This is a genomic window from Massilia eurypsychrophila (assembly GCF_002760655.1).
Classification (GTDB): Bacteria; Pseudomonadota; Gammaproteobacteria; order Burkholderiales; family Burkholderiaceae_D; genus JAFCUW01.
On sequence record NZ_PDOC01000005.1, the window covers coordinates 134230 to 149219 of the forward strand.

18 protein-coding genes and 1 pseudogene are annotated in these 14990 nt (G+C 67.1%); 1 reads left to right on the forward strand and 18 read right to left on the reverse strand.

Annotation, left to right across the window (positions count from 1 at the left end):
* Positions 1 to 8: 8 nt before the first annotated feature.
* The 12 genes and pseudogenes from CR105_RS10790 to CR105_RS10845 all read right to left on the reverse strand — a co-directional run bounded on the left by CR105_RS10790 (position 9) and on the right by CR105_RS10845 (position 8101).
* The gene (locus CR105_RS10790; protein WP_099788457.1) at positions 9 to 905 is read right to left on the reverse strand and encodes an acyltransferase domain-containing protein; all 897 of its coding nucleotides are present in this window, start codon (positions 903 to 905) and stop codon (positions 9 to 11) included.
* Positions 902 to 1789: a triphosphoribosyl-dephospho-CoA synthase MdcB gene (gene mdcB, locus CR105_RS10795; RefSeq protein ID WP_229413898.1), complete on the reverse strand. Its 888-nt coding sequence runs from the start codon at positions 1787 to 1789 to the stop codon at positions 902 to 904. The genes CR105_RS10790 and mdcB overlap by 4 nt, the downstream gene beginning before the upstream one ends.
* Positions 1789 to 2433 (reverse strand): malonate decarboxylase holo-[acyl-carrier-protein] synthase, encoded by a 645-nt coding sequence (mdcG, locus tag CR105_RS10800; protein WP_099788459.1) that lies wholly within the window; start codon positions 2431 to 2433, stop codon positions 1789 to 1791. Before mdcG ends, mdcB begins: the two co-directional genes overlap by 1 nt.
* The gene (gene mdcE / locus CR105_RS10805; protein ID WP_099788460.1) at positions 2417 to 3133 is read right to left on the reverse strand and encodes a biotin-independent malonate decarboxylase subunit gamma; all 717 of its coding nucleotides are present in this window, start codon (positions 3131 to 3133) and stop codon (positions 2417 to 2419) included. The genes mdcG and mdcE overlap by 17 nt, the downstream gene beginning before the upstream one ends.
* Positions 3133 to 4029, reverse strand: a complete 897-nt coding sequence (locus CR105_RS10810) for a biotin-independent malonate decarboxylase subunit beta (protein ID WP_099788461.1) — start codon at positions 4027 to 4029, stop codon at positions 3133 to 3135. Before CR105_RS10810 ends, mdcE begins: the two co-directional genes overlap by 1 nt.
* A complete protein-coding gene (gene mdcC, locus CR105_RS10815) occupies positions 4026 to 4340 on the reverse strand; it encodes a malonate decarboxylase acyl carrier protein (RefSeq protein ID WP_099788462.1) in 315 nt (104 codons plus the stop codon). The genes CR105_RS10810 and mdcC overlap by 4 nt, the downstream gene beginning before the upstream one ends.
* A gap of 9 nt (positions 4341 to 4349) precedes the next feature.
* Positions 4350 to 6017 carry a malonate decarboxylase subunit alpha gene (mdcA, locus tag CR105_RS10820; protein WP_099788463.1) on the reverse strand — a complete coding sequence of 556 codons (1668 nt, stop codon included), beginning with the start codon at positions 6015 to 6017 and terminating at the stop codon, positions 4350 to 4352.
* Between the two features lie 59 nt (positions 6018 to 6076).
* Positions 6077 to 6298, reverse strand: a pseudogene (locus tag CR105_RS10825) (TRAP transporter large permease); the annotation flags it as partial.
* Between the two features lie 76 nt (positions 6299 to 6374).
* Complete coding sequence (locus tag CR105_RS10830; protein WP_099788464.1) at positions 6375 to 6581, reverse strand: hypothetical protein; 207 nt, start codon at positions 6579 to 6581, stop codon at positions 6375 to 6377.
* A gap of 10 nt (positions 6582 to 6591) precedes the next feature.
* Positions 6592 to 7515 (reverse strand): alpha/beta fold hydrolase, encoded by a 924-nt coding sequence (locus tag CR105_RS10835; RefSeq protein WP_099788465.1) that lies wholly within the window; start codon positions 7513 to 7515, stop codon positions 6592 to 6594.
* Complete coding sequence (locus CR105_RS10840) at positions 7512 to 7715, reverse strand: helix-turn-helix transcriptional regulator (RefSeq protein WP_099788466.1); 204 nt, start codon at positions 7713 to 7715, stop codon at positions 7512 to 7514. Before CR105_RS10840 ends, CR105_RS10835 begins: the two co-directional genes overlap by 4 nt.
* Positions 7712 to 8101, reverse strand: coding sequence for a hypothetical protein (locus tag CR105_RS10845; RefSeq protein WP_099788467.1), 390 nt, complete (start codon positions 8099 to 8101; stop codon positions 7712 to 7714). The genes CR105_RS10840 and CR105_RS10845 overlap by 4 nt, the downstream gene beginning before the upstream one ends.
* Positions 8102 to 8235: 134 nt before the next feature.
* Between CR105_RS10845 and CR105_RS10850 the strand changes: the two genes are divergently transcribed.
* A complete protein-coding gene (locus CR105_RS10850; RefSeq protein ID WP_099788468.1) occupies positions 8236 to 9498 on the forward strand; it encodes a TIGR03862 family flavoprotein in 1263 nt (420 codons plus the stop codon).
* Here the strand turns inward: CR105_RS10850 and CR105_RS10855 are convergent.
* The 6 genes from CR105_RS10855 to hpnC all read right to left on the reverse strand — a co-directional run bounded on the left by CR105_RS10855 (position 9488) and on the right by hpnC (position 14840).
* Complete coding sequence (locus CR105_RS10855; RefSeq protein ID WP_099788469.1) at positions 9488 to 10300, reverse strand: head GIN domain-containing protein; 813 nt, start codon at positions 10298 to 10300, stop codon at positions 9488 to 9490. The two genes, CR105_RS10850 and CR105_RS10855, sit on opposite strands and share 11 nt — an antisense overlap.
* 2 nt (positions 10301 to 10302) lie before the next feature.
* Positions 10303 to 11073, reverse strand: coding sequence for a DUF1700 domain-containing protein (locus CR105_RS10860; protein WP_099788470.1), 771 nt, complete (start codon positions 11071 to 11073; stop codon positions 10303 to 10305).
* A 36-nt stretch (positions 11074 to 11109) separates the two neighbouring features.
* Positions 11110 to 11271 (reverse strand): hypothetical protein, encoded by a 162-nt coding sequence (locus CR105_RS28285; RefSeq protein ID WP_180288153.1) that lies wholly within the window; start codon positions 11269 to 11271, stop codon positions 11110 to 11112.
* A 133-nt stretch (positions 11272 to 11404) separates the two neighbouring features.
* Complete coding sequence (gene hpnE, locus CR105_RS10865; RefSeq protein WP_099788471.1) at positions 11405 to 12778, reverse strand: hydroxysqualene dehydroxylase HpnE; 1374 nt, start codon at positions 12776 to 12778, stop codon at positions 11405 to 11407.
* 326 nt (positions 12779 to 13104) lie between these two features.
* The gene (gene hpnD / locus CR105_RS10870) at positions 13105 to 13938 is read right to left on the reverse strand and encodes a presqualene diphosphate synthase HpnD (RefSeq protein WP_099788472.1); all 834 of its coding nucleotides are present in this window, start codon (positions 13936 to 13938) and stop codon (positions 13105 to 13107) included.
* Between the two features lie 71 nt (positions 13939 to 14009).
* Positions 14010 to 14840 carry a squalene synthase HpnC gene (hpnC, locus tag CR105_RS10875; protein ID WP_099788473.1) on the reverse strand — a complete coding sequence of 277 codons (831 nt, stop codon included), beginning with the start codon at positions 14838 to 14840 and terminating at the stop codon, positions 14010 to 14012.
* Between the last annotated feature and the right edge of the window lie 150 nt (positions 14841 to 14990).

The following is a 14990-nucleotide window of genomic DNA, read 5'->3' on the forward strand; positions in this document are numbered from 1 at the left end:
CACCGCGATTAGCCGGCCTGGCGTTCGAGCCAGGCGACGATGCCGTCCAGGCTGCGAAAATCCGCCACTGAACGGCAGGCGATCTGCGGGTGGCGCGCCTGTAGCATGCGCGCAAGCGCAGCGCCTGGCCCCAGCTCCAGCGCGACCGTCATGCCGGCTTCGGCGGCGGCGTCCATGCAGTCGCTCCATACGATCGTCTCGCTCAGGTGGCGCGACAGCGTGTCGACGGCGCGCGCCTGGCCGGTGACGGCCTCGGCGCCGATGCCCGACAGGACAGGGAACGCCGGCGACTGAAACGGCGCGGCCCGCAGCGCTGCGGCAAACGGCTCTACCGCGTCTGCCATCAGGGAAGTGTGCGAGGCGATACCGATCGGCAGGCGCTGCAGCCTGCCGCCGGCAGCGGCCACCGCCTGGTCGAGTGATGCCAGCGTGACCTCGAGCCCGCCGGCGATGCAGGTGTCGACGCCGGTGACGATGGCGACCTCGAAACCGGCCGCGGCGGCGAGCGCGCGCGCACGCTCGACCGGCACGCCGCTGATCGCTGCCAGTGCCTGCGGTTCGGTGACGGCGCCAGTCATCAGGGCGGCGCGGGTTGCCGCAAGCGACACTGCATCGGCCGGGTCGAGCGCCTCGGCCACGCCGTAGGCCGACAGTTCACCGACGCTGTAGCCGGCCACCAGCGATGGCGGCATGACGCGATGGCGCAGCGCTTCCCACATGGCCAGCGTGGCGCCAACGATAGCCGGCTGCGCCACGCGGTTGTCGAACATGGTGGCCGGGTCGGCGTCCGCAAGGCCGCATGCATCGAGCAAGGCCGCGGCGCCAGCATCGGTGCGCGCGAGGTCGAACATGCCGGCGTGCTGGCCGCCCTGGCCGGGACAGAGCAGCAAAAGGCGCGCGCTCATGGATGCGCGACCGCGTGCACCAGGCAGGTGGCGGCAAGCAGGTCGGCCGCGCCGCCAGGCGACAGTTTTTGCGCGACCAGGATGCGATGGCACTCGAGTGCGTAGGCCCGCCAGCCGGGATGCGCGGTGCCGCCCATGTCGACAAAGCCGGCAGCCTGCCGCCGCACTGTGGCGGCGCCTTGCGCGCCGCCCCGATAGCACACATTGGTGTCGCTGACGTGGGCCATCAGCGCAAACAGCGCATCGATGCGGGCATGGTGCATGCCGCGGCCGGCCGCGAGCGTGCGCCGCAGCGCCGGCAGGCCAACCCCGAACACCGACGGCAGGCCGAGGGCGCCTTCTTCGCGCGCGCCGCTGGCGGCATGGCGGTCGGCCACCTGCAAGCCGTGCGACCTGGCGTTAGCCGGGCGCGTGTGCGCGGTCAGATCTTCGCCCCAGCGAACGAGCATGACGGCGCGCAGCGAGTCGCCTTCGGGCGCAATGGCCTGCGCGCGGGCGCGGCCGATCGCCGCGCACAGCATGCCGAGGCTGAAGATGGCGCCGCGGTGCGTGTTGATGCCGGCGGTGGCGCCCAGCATGCGCACTTCGGCGTCGATGCCAAGCTGCCTGAGGACCGCGAACGGCGCATCGTCGAAACCAGCGCGGCAAATGCGCGCAAAGTAGTGGCGCAAACTGAACATGCTGCGCATGAAGGTGGCCGCGTTCATGTCGGCGTGGCTGCCGTTGTCGACCAGCGAGACCAGGCCAGGCTTGGGGTACAGCACCAATTCGGCGTGCAGGCAGCCGACTGCGATGCGCGCCGTCTCCGTGCAGAACGCCCGCAGCCCTAACCCATCGGGCAGCGTGCGCGTGACCGGATTGAAGAATGCCTGTTCGTGAGCCATCATGCCGCCTCCAGCGTGGCCAGCAGGTCAGCCATCGGCGCGAGCCGCACCGCGCCGGCGTCCTTGACCAGCACGCGCGCCTTGACCGGGCCGGCGCCGATCCACTCCTTCCAGGACACCGCGGCCCCGGTCGGGAAGACGATTTCGCCGTCGAGCGGCAGCAGGGCGGCATGCCGCTCGAGCAGGGCGAGCCCGGCGCACAGCGTGTCGCCATCGGTCGGGAAGAACAACACGTCGATGTCGGACGTCGCCGTCAGATAGGTTTGGCCAGTCAGCGCCTGCATGGCGAGCGATCCGTAAGCGCGCAGCGGCATCCTGTCAGCGAGCAGCTTGAGCGCGGGCCGCCAGCGCTCGGGCGCCGCGGCAGAGGCGTCCTCCAGCGCAAGCGCATCGCTGTGGCGGGCGACGTCGGCGCTCGATGCGTTGAAGGCGATGCGGCCCTTGGTGCCATCGCTTGCCGGCGGCCAGGGTATGCCAAGGCTGACGTGCAGTGGCGCCAGGCCGGGGTCGGCGCGCCGCACGACCGCCGGCCAGTCCTCGCGCCGCCATTGGTCAACGGCGGCGTGCTGGCCGGCTGCGGCGCCGGCGAACGCGGCATCCCAGCCGCGGCCGGTCAGCCACACGAGGTCATGGCGGCAGAACATCGCTGTCGGTCAGGATGGCGTCGATGACGCGCTGGGCCAGTTTGCGCCCGCCGCGCGCCTGGCCGAGCAGGCTGCGCAAGTCGCCGCCGCTCGGCGCGGCCAGCGCCTTTTCCAGCTGCGCGGCCAGTTCGCCGCTCCAGATTTCGTGCAGGCCGCCCATGCGCAGGTAGTTGATCGGGCCGGGCGCGAACACCGGGTTGTCGACGGCAAGCTCGATCAGCCGCTCTTCGGGCACCTTGGTGATGCGCGCCATCGCGGGCAGGCCCATTACGCGGATGCTGGCGTCGGGCAGCGCGTAGCAGGCATCCGCCATCAGGCCGCTGGTAATGAAGCCGCCCGACAGCGCCTGATCGTACACCAGCCCGATAACTCTATGGCCCTGGCGGCGCGCCAGTTCGACGCACTTGCCCAGGTGAGCCATGTAGCTGTTGATGCCCAACATTTCATCGCGGTGGCGCAGGCGCTGGCCCTGGGTGTCGACCAGCATCAGGATCGGCCGGCCGGGATGCTCGCGTACCGTCTGCAGCACGAAGCGCGCCTGCGCCAGCGCGATTTCGATGCCGATCGGCGCGTGGCCGGTGGTGCCGACGACAGCGACGGTCTGCTCGCCGGCGTGCGCGCTGCCCGACAAAAAATTGTCGGCTTCGGTGATTGCGTGCCCGCGCGGGAACAGCTGCGCGGCCAGTGTTTGCCAGTCCATCAGCGGCCTCCAATCCGGTGCGCGCCGACGGCGGCGACGAATTCCGACGCTTCGAGCATGGCAATGGCGTCGGGCTGCTCGACGCCGAGGGCAGACCAGATCTCGAGCGGATCGGTCATGGCGCCGAAGCGGTCGATGCGCTCGCCCAGCATGGCTTGTTCATGTTCGAGTTCGTCCAGGGTGAGGGCGGTGGACTGCCGCCGGCACGCGGCGATGGCGTCGATCGCTGCCTGGCGGAACGCGGCGACGGAGTCGGCCACCACCATCTGGCAGTCGCCCAGCAGGTAGCGGTGCTTGCCGCCGGTGGTGCGCCACACCAGGGCGCGGTCGCGCGAATCGAATTCTTCGACGCCGCTGGCTGTTTCGATGACCTCGGGGCCGGACATGGCCAGCCGGCCTTGTTCGGACATGACGACGGCGTTGGTGCAGCGGGCAACGATGCCCATGCCGCCGAAGACGCCATTGGCGCCGCCGGCCAGGGTGATCACGGCGATGCCGGCGTGGCGGGCGTCGAGTACGGCGCGCATCACCTCGGACACGGCGATCAGGCCGGCGTTGGCTTCGTGCAGGCGCACGCCGCCCGTTTCCATCAGCAGCAGCACGGCGTCGACGGGTTCGGTGATGGCGCGACGCAGCAGGCCAACGAGCTTGGCGCCGTGGACTTCGCCGACGGCGCCGCCCATGAAGCCGCCCTCCTGCGCGGCGGCGAACACCTTGTCGCCATTTAAAAAGGCCTGACCGACGGCGACGCCATCGTCGAACGAGACGGGAGCGTCGAGCTGGGCGAGATGCGGGCTGATGACGCGCGCCGACGGCGGCAGGAATTCGCGGAAGCTGCCGGCATCGAACAGGCGCGCGATGCGTTCGCGCGCGGTCGATTCGATGTAGCTGCTCATGGCGCGCTTACCAGCATCGTTTCGACCGCCTGGTCCAGGCGCAGGCTGACCACGGCGGGCGTGGCGCCCATGTCGTTGATGGCGATGCGGGCGTCGGCCAGCTGCCAGCGCTGGTGGAAGTCCTGCATCACCGCCTGCCAGGTGGGGCCGAAGCCGATCGCCGCGGTCTTGATTTCGATGGTGCAGGCGCCGCCCTGGGGCGCCGATTCGATCAGCACTTCGAGGTTGCCGGAACCGACCACGCCGACCACCTGCGGCTGCGCCGGCAGCGCCCGCGTGCCGTTCTCAAACCGATATTCCAGAGTTTCCATATTGGTTCCTTACCAGTTGCGGAAGCGGCGCGGCGGCGCGTACAGGCCGCCCGATGCGCGCACCAGGTCTTTCATGTTCTTGGCCGCCAGCAGGTCGCGCGTTGCGAGCCGCTTGTCGACGGCGATGTCTTCGGCGCGCTGGACGATGCCGCGGTCGCGCAGGTTTTCGACCATGCGCTTGTCGCGCGCCATGCCGACCGGCGTGTAGCCGGCCACGCCGCGGATGGCCTGTTCGCGTTCTTCGTCGGTGCGGCACAGCAGCAGGTTGGCGATGCCTTCCTCGGTCAGGATGTGGGTGATGTCGTCGCCGTAGATCATGACGGGCGGGATGTCAAAGCCGGCCTGCTCGGCCAGCGTCCACGCGTCGAGGCGGTCGACGAAGGCCGGCTGCATGTGTTCGCGGAAGGTTTCGACGATCTGCACGACCAGCTTCTGGCCGCGCGGGATGGTGTTGCGGCCTTCGCGCGCCTGGCGGCCGGCCTTCAGCCATGCCGGGCTGGCGTGGCGGCGACCGCGCGCGTCGGCGCCCATGTTGGGGGCGCCGCCGAAGCCGGCGATGCGCCCGGCGGTGGCGGTCGACGAATTACCCTGCAAGTCGATCTGCAGGGTCGAGCCGATGAACATGTCGCAGGCGTAGTGGCCGGCGGCCTGGCTCATGGCGCGGTTGCTGCGCATGCTGCCGTCGGGGCCGACGGCGAACACGTCGGGCCGCGCGCGGATGTATTCTTCCATGCCCAGTTCGGAGCCGAACGAGTGCACCGTTTCGACGAAGCCGGCTTCGATGGCGGGAATCAGGGTCGGGTGGGGATTCAAGGCCCAGTGGCGGCAGATCTTGCCCTTCAGGCCGAGCGACTCGGCGTAGGTGGGCAGCAGCAGTTCGATGGCGGCGGTGTCGAAACCGATGCCGTGGTTGAGCCGCTGGACGCCGTATTCGGCGTAGATGCCCTTGATGGCCATCATCGCCATCAGCACCTGGATTTCGGAGATCAGTGCCGGGTCGCGGGTAAACAGCGGCTCGATATAGTAAGGCGCCGGCGAGCGGATGACGAAGTCGACCCAGTCGCCCGGGATGTCGACGCGCGGCAGCACGTCCATGATGCGGTTGACCTGGACGATGACGACGCCGTTCTTGAAGGCGGTCGCTTCGACGATGGCCGGCGTGTCTTCGGTATTCGGACCGGTGTAGAGGTTGCCGTGGCGGTCGGCCGCCTCGGCGGCGACGAGGCACACGCGCGGCGCCAGATCGATGAAGTAGCGGCTGAACAGTTCGAGGTAGGTGTGGATGGCGCCGATGTTGAGCTGGCCGGAGGCGACCAGCCTGGCCACGCGGCCGGCCTGCGGACCGGAGAACGAGAAATCGAGGCGCGAGGCGATGCCGCGCTCGAACACGTCGAGGTGTTCGGGCAGCGCCAGCACCGACTGCAGCATGTGGATGCCGTTGACGCGGGCCGGATCGAGACCGGCCAATGCCTTGGCGAGGAAGTCGGCCTGCTTCTGGTTGTTACCCTCGAGGCAGACACGGTCGCCGCACTCGATCACGCTGTGCAGCAGGTCGTTGATGCGCGCCGCCGGAACGGACTTGCCGTCAAGGTCGGCGCCGACCGCCGCCCTGGCGCGGCCCACCCGGGCAGCGCGATTGGCCTGCAGGGTGTTCCAGGCTTTCGGCGGCGTGCTCACTATTTTGCTCTCATCATCATGTCGGGCAGGCCTGTTGCGATTCCCGGGAATACGCACAGCAGGAACATGTCGACTACCCACTGGGCGGCTGACTGGCTGATGTGCAGGAAGCTCATCACGTACGAATAGTACAGTGACATGCAGATGATCAGCAACAGCATGGTCGATCCCTTGATGGTCGAGGTCAGTATAGGCGCCAGTTTTTTCGAACGCCATACGTTATAGACCGCAGCGATCGGCACAAGTGCCAGCAGGGCGCCCAAACCAGCCGTTTCCGATGGAGGGCGATCGCTTCGCGGAGCTGATGGCGTCGCTGCCGCTGCTGGCCAATCGCGCTTCCTAGTCTTCGACGGTAGCCTAGCACAGCGCGCAGGCGACGCCCTTGCGGGCCTTGGTGTAGCGCGCGCCGGTGAAGATGGCTGACGCGATCATCGCCCAGGTGATCGATTCGGTCAGCGCCTTTTCCACAGGGCGCCCGCGCAGCAGGCTTGCCGCCAACAGAATCGCGAATGTGATGGCGACTACCAGGCAGAAACGGCCAATCCAGAAGCGTGTGCTTTTCATGTGGTTCTCCTTACAGCGATTTGAGGAAGGCGCGCAGCGCGTCGGCGAGCATCTGCGGCTGGTCGATCATGACGAAGTGGCGCGCCGGTGCGATCGATACCACCTTCAGCTTTGGCGTGCCGGCCATCAGGGTCGTGTAGTAGGCAGTCTTGGCTTCGCGCGTGAGGCCCATTTGCGAGGAATCGGGCTCGAAGTAGGGCGCAATGAGCAGCACCGGAACCTTTATGCCAGGCAGCGCCGGGCGCAGGTCGAGCTCCACCGCTTCGCCCATGGCGGCCAGCATCGCGCCCGGATCGCTGCGCGCCGACAGTTTGGCCAGTTCGTCGGCGCGGGCCATGTCGGTAACGCCGATGCCACGCATGTATTGCTGCTGCTGGAGTGCGAACGCCTTAGGGTCGGACACCGGCATGCGCGCCTTGAACCCAGCCGCCAATGCCGAGCGCTGATCGGCCGGCGCCATTTCGGTGCCGGGGAAGACGGGCAGGCCGTCGATGGCGATCACGCCGCGCACCAGGCTCGAGTCTTGCGCGGCGAGCGTCATGGCGATCACCGCGCCGATGCTGTGGCCGATGACGACCGGACGATCGAGCTTGCGCGACACGATCAGCTGGCGCAAGGAGCGCTGCGCGCCATCGAGCATTTGGCCGGCGGCCGGCTTGCGGCCATCAAAGCCTGGCAGCGTGACCACATACACCACGTGGTCGGCGCTGAACTGGCGCACCGTGTCCTGCCACACCCAGGCGCCGCTGCCGAGGCCCGGCACCAGGATCAGCGGCGTGCCGCGCTGGCCGTGGCGTTCGACCAGCAAGGGGCCGGCTTCGAAACGCTCGGCCGGCACGATGGTCGCGGCAAAGCGGTTGGTCGGCGGCGGCGCATCGGCGGCGAAGGCCAGCGTGCCGGCCAGGGCAAGGGCGAACAACAGTGCTGCTTTCATTTGGACTCCTGGTCAGGTGTGAAAATCGATTCGATGGGACGGGCAAACAGCGTCGAGATGGCAAAGGCGAGCGGCAGGCTGGGATCGTAGCGGCCGGTCTCGAGCGCGTTGACGGTCTGGCGCGACACCTCGAGCAGGTCGGCCAGGTGCGCCTGGCTCCAGCCCTGTTCGGCGCGCAGCTCGCGGATGATGTTGTTCATCGCTTCAGTAGCCAGCGGCCAAGGCAGACCACCATCCACGAGGCGCCCATGATGGGCCAGACGGCGAACATCGACAGGCGCGGGAAGCCGGCCGTTTCGAGAAAGCCGTAGCTGAAGGTGACGGCGGCGGTCACGGCAGACCCGATGGCGAAGGTGTCGAGCATGATGCGGCGCTGGTATTCGTCGATGCGGCCCAGGTGGCGGGCGACGGCCCAGATGGCGAGAAAAAAGCCGATCATCGGCACCAGCAGGATCGCCGTGCGCAGGACCCCGTCGGGCAGCGGCCGGCCGAACTTCATGGCGCCAATCAGCAGCACGACGTACACCACCATCGACAGCACCATCTCGCGCAAGTAGGCGCGCGCCACCTTCTTTTCATGCCCCATCAGGTCACCTCCGGTTGTAAAGTATGCTTTACATATTAGGGAGGCTGGGCGGTTGTGTCAAGTATCCTTTACATCTTTTTCTGGCCCCTGATCTCGACTACAATTCGGCACCCCACACTTCGATCGCTCCTGCCATGGCGCCCAGCATTCCCAGTACTTTCCGCGTCGCCGTGATTGGCGGCGGCCCCGCCGGCCTGATGGCGGCGGAGGTGCTCAGCCAGGCCGGCGTGCGAGTCGACCTGTACGATGCGATGCCGTCGGTGGGGCGCAAGTTCCTGTTGGCCGGCAAAGGCGGCATGAACATCACGCATGCCGAGCCGGCTGCCGATTTCGTGCAGCGTTACGGTGCGCGGGCCGGCCAGATAGCTCGCTGGCTGGAACCGTTCGGCCAGCAGGCAGTGCGCGACTGGATTCACGCGCTGGGCATCGCTACCTTCGTCGGCACGTCCGGGCGCGTGTTCCCGGCCGATATGAAAGCGGCGCCGCTGCTGCGCGCCTGGCTGCACCGGCTGCGCGAAGCGCGCGTGCAGTTCCACATGCGCCACCGCTGGCTTGGCTGGCGCGACGGCCAGCTGGTGTTTGCCAGCCCGGATGGCGAGCGGCTGGTCGCGGCCGACGCGGTGATCCTGGCGCTCGGCGGCGGCAGCTGGGCGCGGCTCGGCTCTGACGGCGCCTGGGTCGAGCTGCTCGAGCGAGAAGCGGTGGACGTGGCGCCGCTGGCGCCGTCGAACTGCGGCTTCGATGTCGACTGGAGCGCGCACTTCAGCGGCAAGCATGCGGGCGCGCCGTTGACCACCGTCGCCATCGAATGGATTGGAGCGGATGGCCAACCGGTGCGCCGGCAGGGGCAGTTCGTGGTGACGGCCACCGGCGTCGAGGGAAGCCTGATCTACGCGCTGTCGGCGCCGGTGCGCGACCAGATCGCGGCGGCCGGCAGCGCCACCATCTATCTCGACCTGGTACCGGACTTCAACGCGCAGAAGGTGGCGGCGGAAGTGGCGCATCCGCGCGGCGCGCGCTCGCTGTCGAGCCATTTGCAGAGCCGCCTCGGCATCAAGGGCGTCAAATCGGGCTTGCTGCACGAGTGCCTGACGAAGGAGCAGTTTGCCGATCCTGAGCAGCTGGCCGCCGGCATCAAGCGGCTGCCGCTGGTGCTGCGGCGCGCGCGCCCGATCGACGAAGCCATCAGCAGCGCCGGCGGGGTGCGGTTCGATGCGATGGATGCGGATACGCAGATGCTGCGCGCCTTGCCGGGCGTGTTCGCTTGCGGCGAGATGGTCGACTGGGAGGCGCCGACCGGCGGCTACCTGCTGACCGCGTGCTTCGCCAGCGGCCGGGCGGCCGGACGCGGCGCGCTGGCGTGGCTGGTCGCGGACAGCGCCGACATCAAGGCTTGAAGACGACTTCGCCGGAGCCGTGGCGGTCGACGGTACGGTCTTCCGGGCCGCCGTAGACGACGACGTCGCCCGCGCCGCGCAGCACGATGTGGGCCGACTTCTGTGCGGTGACGGCGGCGTCGCCGGTGCCCGACAGCTTCAGGTCGACCTCGTCGGCGCTGAGGTGGCGGGCGTAGATGTCGCCGGTGCCGCTTTGCTCGGCCTTGAACTGTTTGCTCGACCCGACCACCGTCATGTTGCCGGTGCCGACCAGCTTGACCTCCACCTTGTCGCTGGCGCCGCCATTCATTTCGAGTTCGCCGCTGCCGTTGATGCCGGCGCGGACCTGGCGGAAGCGGCCGTTGAATTTAAGGTTGCCGGATCCGGACAGTTCGACGTCGATACGCTCGCCGCTGAAGCCGTTGATGGTGCTCTCGCCGCTGCCACGCACCGACACGTCCTCGATCGACGGCAGCACCAGGGTCACCTCGATCGGCTGACGGTGAAACAGCAGCATGCCGGTCGGGCGGATGTGCAAGGTGCCGTCGCTGCCGGTGGTGGTGTCGACGTTGGCGAGCAGGCGTTGCTCGCCGCGCACCACCAGCGATGGCACGGCGCCTTGGCGCAAGGTCATGTCGATCGGGCCGTCAAGATCGATCGCACGGATGTTCTTGCCAAGGGCGCGCGTGTCGCTTTCGACCACCCGGCCGGCCGGGTTGGCGCTGCCGCTGACGCCTTGCGCGCGCAGCATGCTGTAGGACAGGCCGATCAGCAGAAAGGCCAGCACCAGCAAGGCGAATCCAACTTTAAGTAATGCGCGCATGGTCAGTGTCCCTTCAGCAGGGAGTAGTTCATTTCGACGTAGCGGCGAATGCCGATCAGCGTGTACTTGGTCACCACGAGGCTGAGCAGGAACAGACAGATCGAGCCGACCACCATCGACAGGCCGAAGAAGGTCTGGGTGGCGCGCGAGCCGGAATCGATGTCGGTGGAGATGACGATGCCGTTGCCGGCCACTTCCTCGGCGCGGCGGATCACCGGTTCGCGGGCGTCGCTGGCCGCATTGTCGGCCGCTTCGGGCAGCTTTTCCTGGAACACGCGCACGCCGTGGTCGCCGATGGTGATCTTGGTTTGCGAGTCGGGGGTGGCGTTGTCGGCATCCATGACGAGGTGGCGCAACGGTCCGTTGAGTACCAGTTCGTTGGCGCCGGCCAGGCCGCTGGCGGTAATGGCAATGCCGGCGATGTAGAAGCCGAGCGCGCAGGCGTACATGGCGGCCAGCAGCGACGCGTAGACCGCGGCCGGCACCACCATGAACAGATTAAAGATGAACAAGCCGAGCGCCGACACGACCATGCGCAGCAGGTTGGCGGGATTGCGTTTTTGCTCGAATGCGGCCAGATGCGAACTGGCGCGCAAGGTCATGGCGATCTTTTTAGCGTCGTCGAGTTCGGCGGCGATTTCGGTTTCGCTCAGGCCGGCGGCGAGGCCGTCGACGAAGTGCTGTTCGTAGTAGGCGAGCGTCTTGGCCTGCAATTCCGGCGCCAGGCCGGTCATTGCACGCTTGAGCGCGTCGAGATATTCCAGTTTGCCCATGTTTGAGTTCCGTTTGCGGTGTGGCCTAAGGGTGGCCTAAGGGTGGCCTACAATGAGCATGTGATTGAGTGTGGGCGATTGCGGCGCAGCGGCGCCGACGATCAGTTCCGGCGTGACGATCGCCACGGTGCTTGCGGCAACGAATGCCAGCAGGGCGGCCATCAGGGCGAGGGGGCGAAGTCCAGGTTGCGTTTTCATGCTTGAGTCCGGTTGAAGGGGCCAATGTCGATGATGGCACTGTACCGATCGGGCCGGGCGCGCGCCATTCGCGTGCGATGAACTGCACGATTGGCGGCGCAGGCGGGCGTATGCGGGGATAGCCGCGCGGCTGTCATGATGCCGCTGGCGCGGAAATTGCCTTAGCCGCTGCCGCGCCGCTGCGGACTGCGGATTCGAGTGTTGCCGGATAGTCACTGGCAGTGTAGTCGCCGGCGAGCACCAGGCCGTCGAGGCCGGTTGTCGTGGCCAGCCGCTGCAGGCTGGGTGTGCAGGCGAAGGTGGCGCGCTTTTCGGTGATGACCTGGGTCCATTGCGGCGCCGCCATCTCGGGGCGTTGCAGCACGGCGGCAAGCTGGGCGGCGATGGCCTGCGCCAGTGCGGCCTGGCCCATGTCGGCAGCCTCGGCCGAGGCGCTGATCACCACCGAGCACAGGCCGTCCTGGCCGGCGTCGAGCTGGCCGCGGTCGAAGACGAACTGGCCCCAGTGGCCGGCGGCGGGATCGTCGACCAGCGCGTAGAACGGCAGGTCGAGGCGCAAGCCGGCCGGATATTGCAGGTAGCAGGTGGTGATCGGCTCGTAGGCGAAGGCGGCGAGCTGGTCGCGGATGCCGTCAACCGGCAGGCTGGCGAGCAGGCTGGCCGCGGCCGGCGGCGGCACGGCCAGCACGACGGCGTCGAACAGCGCGCTGCGATTGCCGCCGACGGCCTGGCCGCTGGCGTCGACGCGCCACTTGCCGCTTTCCTGGCTCAGCGCGGTCACCTTTGCGCCGCAATGGACGGCGCCGTTCTGCTTCTCGATGAAGGCCGCTGCCGCCTGCGGAAACAGGGCGCTCAGCTGCTGGCGCGGCAGCAGCATGTCGGACGCGCTGCGGCCGGCGCCGAGACTGTCGCGCAGCACCGCCAGGAAGACTTGGGCGGAGGCGCGTTCGGGTGGCGTATTGAGCGCGGCGAGGCAGAGCGGGCGCCACATCAGCTGGACCAGGCGTTCGGTCTGGTCGAAGCGCTCGAGCAATTCGGCGACGCTGCAATCGGCGTGCAGCTGCCAGCCCATCCAGCGCGCGGTGGTGGAAAAGCGCGCCAGCGACATCTTGTCGGCGATTGTCAGGCCGGTCGCGCGCAGCAGGGCGACGGTCATGTGGAACGGCGCGGGCAGGCGCGGGGCGACGAAATCCATGCCGCCGCTGCCTGGCGGATAGCGCATCTGCAGCGGCAGGTTGAGCAACGCGGCTTTCGGGTCGACGCCGACCTTGCGCAGCAGGCGCATCGTCTCGGTATAGGCCCCGAGCAGGATGTGCTGGCCGTTGTCGATCATCGTGCCGTTGACTTCAACGCCGCGCGCGCGTCCGCCCAGGGTGCGGGCTGCTTCGAACAGCGTAACCGTGCAGCCGGCAGTGGCCAGGTCGACCGCCGCGGCGCAGCCGGCCCAGCCGCCGCCAACGACGGCGATGTGTTTCGCTGGAACCGCTAAATTTGCACGTTGCCGCATTTTCAACTTTCAATAACGCTGGGGTCAGGTCTGACATTCGGACAAACGCGTGGGGTCAGGTCTGACACTCGGACAAAATTCCGGGGTCAGGTCTGACATTCGGACAAACCGCGACATGAAAATGTAGCCACGAGAATATTCTCTCCGCCGGGTCGAGCGCAGCGGCAGCAGAATGTCAGACCTGACCCCAGCCAAATGTCCGAATGTCAGACCTGACCCCAGCAAAATGGTCAGCAGAATGTCCGACCTGACCCCAGCCAAATGTCCGAGTGTCAGACCTGACCCCAGCAAAATGTCCGAATGTCAGACCTGACCCCAGCTAGTGTTTAGCCACGGATATAGGTTTTCCACGCCAGCCACAGCTTGCGCAGCGGCGTCAGCGACGTGCGCTGGGTCAGCACCTTGAACTGGTCGCGCTCGATTTCGTCGAGCACGGCGCGGTAAATGGCGGCCATCATCAGGCCGGGACGCTGCGCGCGCCGGTCCTGCTGCGGCAGCAGCGCGAAGGCTTCGTCGTACATCTTTTGCGCGCGGTCGGTCTGGAACTTCATCAGCTGCTCGAACTTGTCGCTGTGGCGCGCGTTCAGCAGGTCGGCCGCGGTGACGCCGAATTGCTGCAGCTCGCTGATCGGCAGATAGATGCGGCCCTTGCGCGCATCTTCGCCGACATCGCGGATGATGTTGGTGAGCTGGAACGCCAGGCCGAGTCGCTCGGCGTATTCCAGCGTGCGCTTGTCGGTGACGCCAAAAATGCTGGCCGACAGGATGCCCACCACGCTGGCGACGTGCCAGCAATAGGTCTTCAGCGCTGGATAGTCGAGGTAGCGCGACTGGTTCAGGTCCATTTCCATGCCGTCGATAATTGCCTGCAGGTGCTTTTCCTGCAGGTCGTAGACGGCCAGGTGCGGCTGCAGCGCCTGCATCACGGGATGGGTGCCGTTGCCCTTGTACATGGCCGACACCTCGGTGCGCCACCAGGCCAGCTTGATGCGGGCGATCGATTCGTCGGTACACTCGTCGACGGTGTCGTCGACCTCGCGGCAAAAAGCGTACAGCGCCGTGATCGCGCGCCGGCGCTCCGGCGGCAGGAACAGAAAACTGTAGTAGAAACTGGATCCGCTCTGGACGGTTTTTTGTTGGCAGTATTCGTCGGGGGACATGGTCAGAAGTGCAATGGATGGCGAATCGAAGCCGCTATTCTATAGGCATGCAGCGCGCTACGGGGAGCGTGCTAAGCTTTTTGCAACTTTTTGCGCATCCACAGCGCGCGCCAGGCCAGCACGATCCAGTCGCGCAATCCCAGCTTGGGCCGGCGCGTAAACACGTCGTAGTCGACCCGCTCGATCGCTTCGAGAATGCGCAGGCCGCCCTGGACGACAAGCCGCAGTTCCCAGCCGATGCGGCCTGGCAGGCGCAATGCCAGCGGCGCACCCGACAGCATCAGCGCGCGGGCGCGGTCGACCTCGAACTTCATCAGCGCGCGCCAGGCGGCATCGGCATGCCAGCCGGCGAGCTGGGCGGGATCGACGCCGAAGCGCAGCAAATCGTCGCCCGGCAGGTAGATGCGGTCCTTCTCGCGGTCGATGGCGACATCTTGCAGGAAGTTGATGAGTTGCAGCGCCGAGCAGATGGCGTCGGAATCGCGCACATTGGCCGAGCGCGCGGCGCCGTAGAGCTTGAGCATCAGCAGGCCGACCGGGTTGGCGGAGCGCCGGCAATAGTCGAGCAGGGAGTCGAAATCGGCGTAGCGCTTGACCGCGACATCCTGCTTGAAGGCGGACAGCAGGTCCTGGAACGGCTGCAGCGGCAGGCGGTACTGGGCGATGACGGCCGCCAGGCGGGCAAACATCGGATCGTCGCGCCGTTCACAGCGCCCGATCGCCGCGATTTCATTGTCATAGTGTGCCAGCGCCGCCAGGCGTTCGCCCGGCAAGGCGTCGCCCTCGTCGGCGATGTCGTCGGCACTGCGGGCGAAGGCGTAGATCGCTTCGACCGCCGGCACCAACCGCTTCGGCAGCAGGAATGATGCGACCGGGAAATTTTCGTAGTGTTCGACAGGCATGAAAAATAGATGACAGGAAGTAATTTTGAGGTCGGGCGGCAGTTTATAATTACCAGTTGGAAAGACTTTCACGCACGCCGATTGCATCTTAAAGGAAATCACCGTGTTCGCCCCGAATAAAACGCGTCGTGCCGGCAGACTGCTGCTTCC

Bases quoted from the DNA above. Each gene is read 5' to 3' on its own strand.
- hpnD (WP_099788472.1), bottom strand. From the start codon at position 13,938: ATGTCCCCCGACGAATACTGCCAACAAAAAACCGTCCAGAGCGGATCC.
- CR105_RS10855 (WP_099788469.1), bottom strand. From the start codon at position 10,300: ATGCGCGCATTACTTAAAGTTGGATTCGCCTTGCTGGTGCTGGCCTTT.
- CR105_RS10840 (WP_099788466.1), bottom strand. From the start codon at position 7,715: ATGAACAACATCATCCGCGAGCTGCGCGCCGAACAGGGCTGGAGCCAG.
- mdcB (WP_229413898.1), bottom strand. From the start codon at position 1,789: ATGGCTCACGAACAGGCATTCTTCAATCCGGTCACGCGCACGCTGCCC.
- hpnE (WP_099788471.1), bottom strand. From the start codon at position 12,778: ATGCGGCAACGTGCAAATTTAGCGGTTCCAGCGAAACACATCGCCGTC.
- mdcG (WP_099788459.1), bottom strand. From the start codon at position 2,433: ATGTTCTGCCGCCATGACCTCGTGTGGCTGACCGGCCGCGGCTGGGAT.
- CR105_RS10845 (WP_099788467.1), bottom strand. From the start codon at position 8,101: ATGGGGCATGAAAAGAAGGTGGCGCGCGCCTACTTGCGCGAGATGGTG.
- CR105_RS10810 (WP_099788461.1), bottom strand. From the start codon at position 4,029: ATGAGCAGCTACATCGAATCGACCGCGCGCGAACGCATCGCGCGCCTG.
- CR105_RS10850 (WP_099788468.1), top strand. From the start codon at position 8,236: ATGGCGCCCAGCATTCCCAGTACTTTCCGCGTCGCCGTGATTGGCGGC.
- mdcC (WP_099788462.1), bottom strand. From the start codon at position 4,340: ATGGAAACTCTGGAATATCGGTTTGAGAACGGCACGCGGGCGCTGCCG.
- CR105_RS10790 (WP_099788457.1), bottom strand. From the start codon at position 905: ATGAGCGCGCGCCTTTTGCTGCTCTGTCCCGGCCAGGGCGGCCAGCAC.
- CR105_RS10860 (WP_099788470.1), bottom strand. From the start codon at position 11,073: ATGGGCAAACTGGAATATCTCGACGCGCTCAAGCGTGCAATGACCGGC.
- mdcE (WP_099788460.1), bottom strand. From the start codon at position 3,133: ATGGACTGGCAAACACTGGCCGCGCAGCTGTTCCCGCGCGGGCACGCA.
- CR105_RS10830 (WP_099788464.1), bottom strand. From the start codon at position 6,581: ATGAAAAGCACACGCTTCTGGATTGGCCGTTTCTGCCTGGTAGTCGCC.
- hpnC (WP_099788473.1), bottom strand. From the start codon at position 14,840: ATGCCTGTCGAACACTACGAAAATTTCCCGGTCGCATCATTCCTGCTG.
- CR105_RS10835 (WP_099788465.1), bottom strand. From the start codon at position 7,515: ATGAAAGCAGCACTGTTGTTCGCCCTTGCCCTGGCCGGCACGCTGGCC.
- CR105_RS28285 (WP_180288153.1), bottom strand. From the start codon at position 11,271: ATGAAAACGCAACCTGGACTTCGCCCCCTCGCCCTGATGGCCGCCCTG.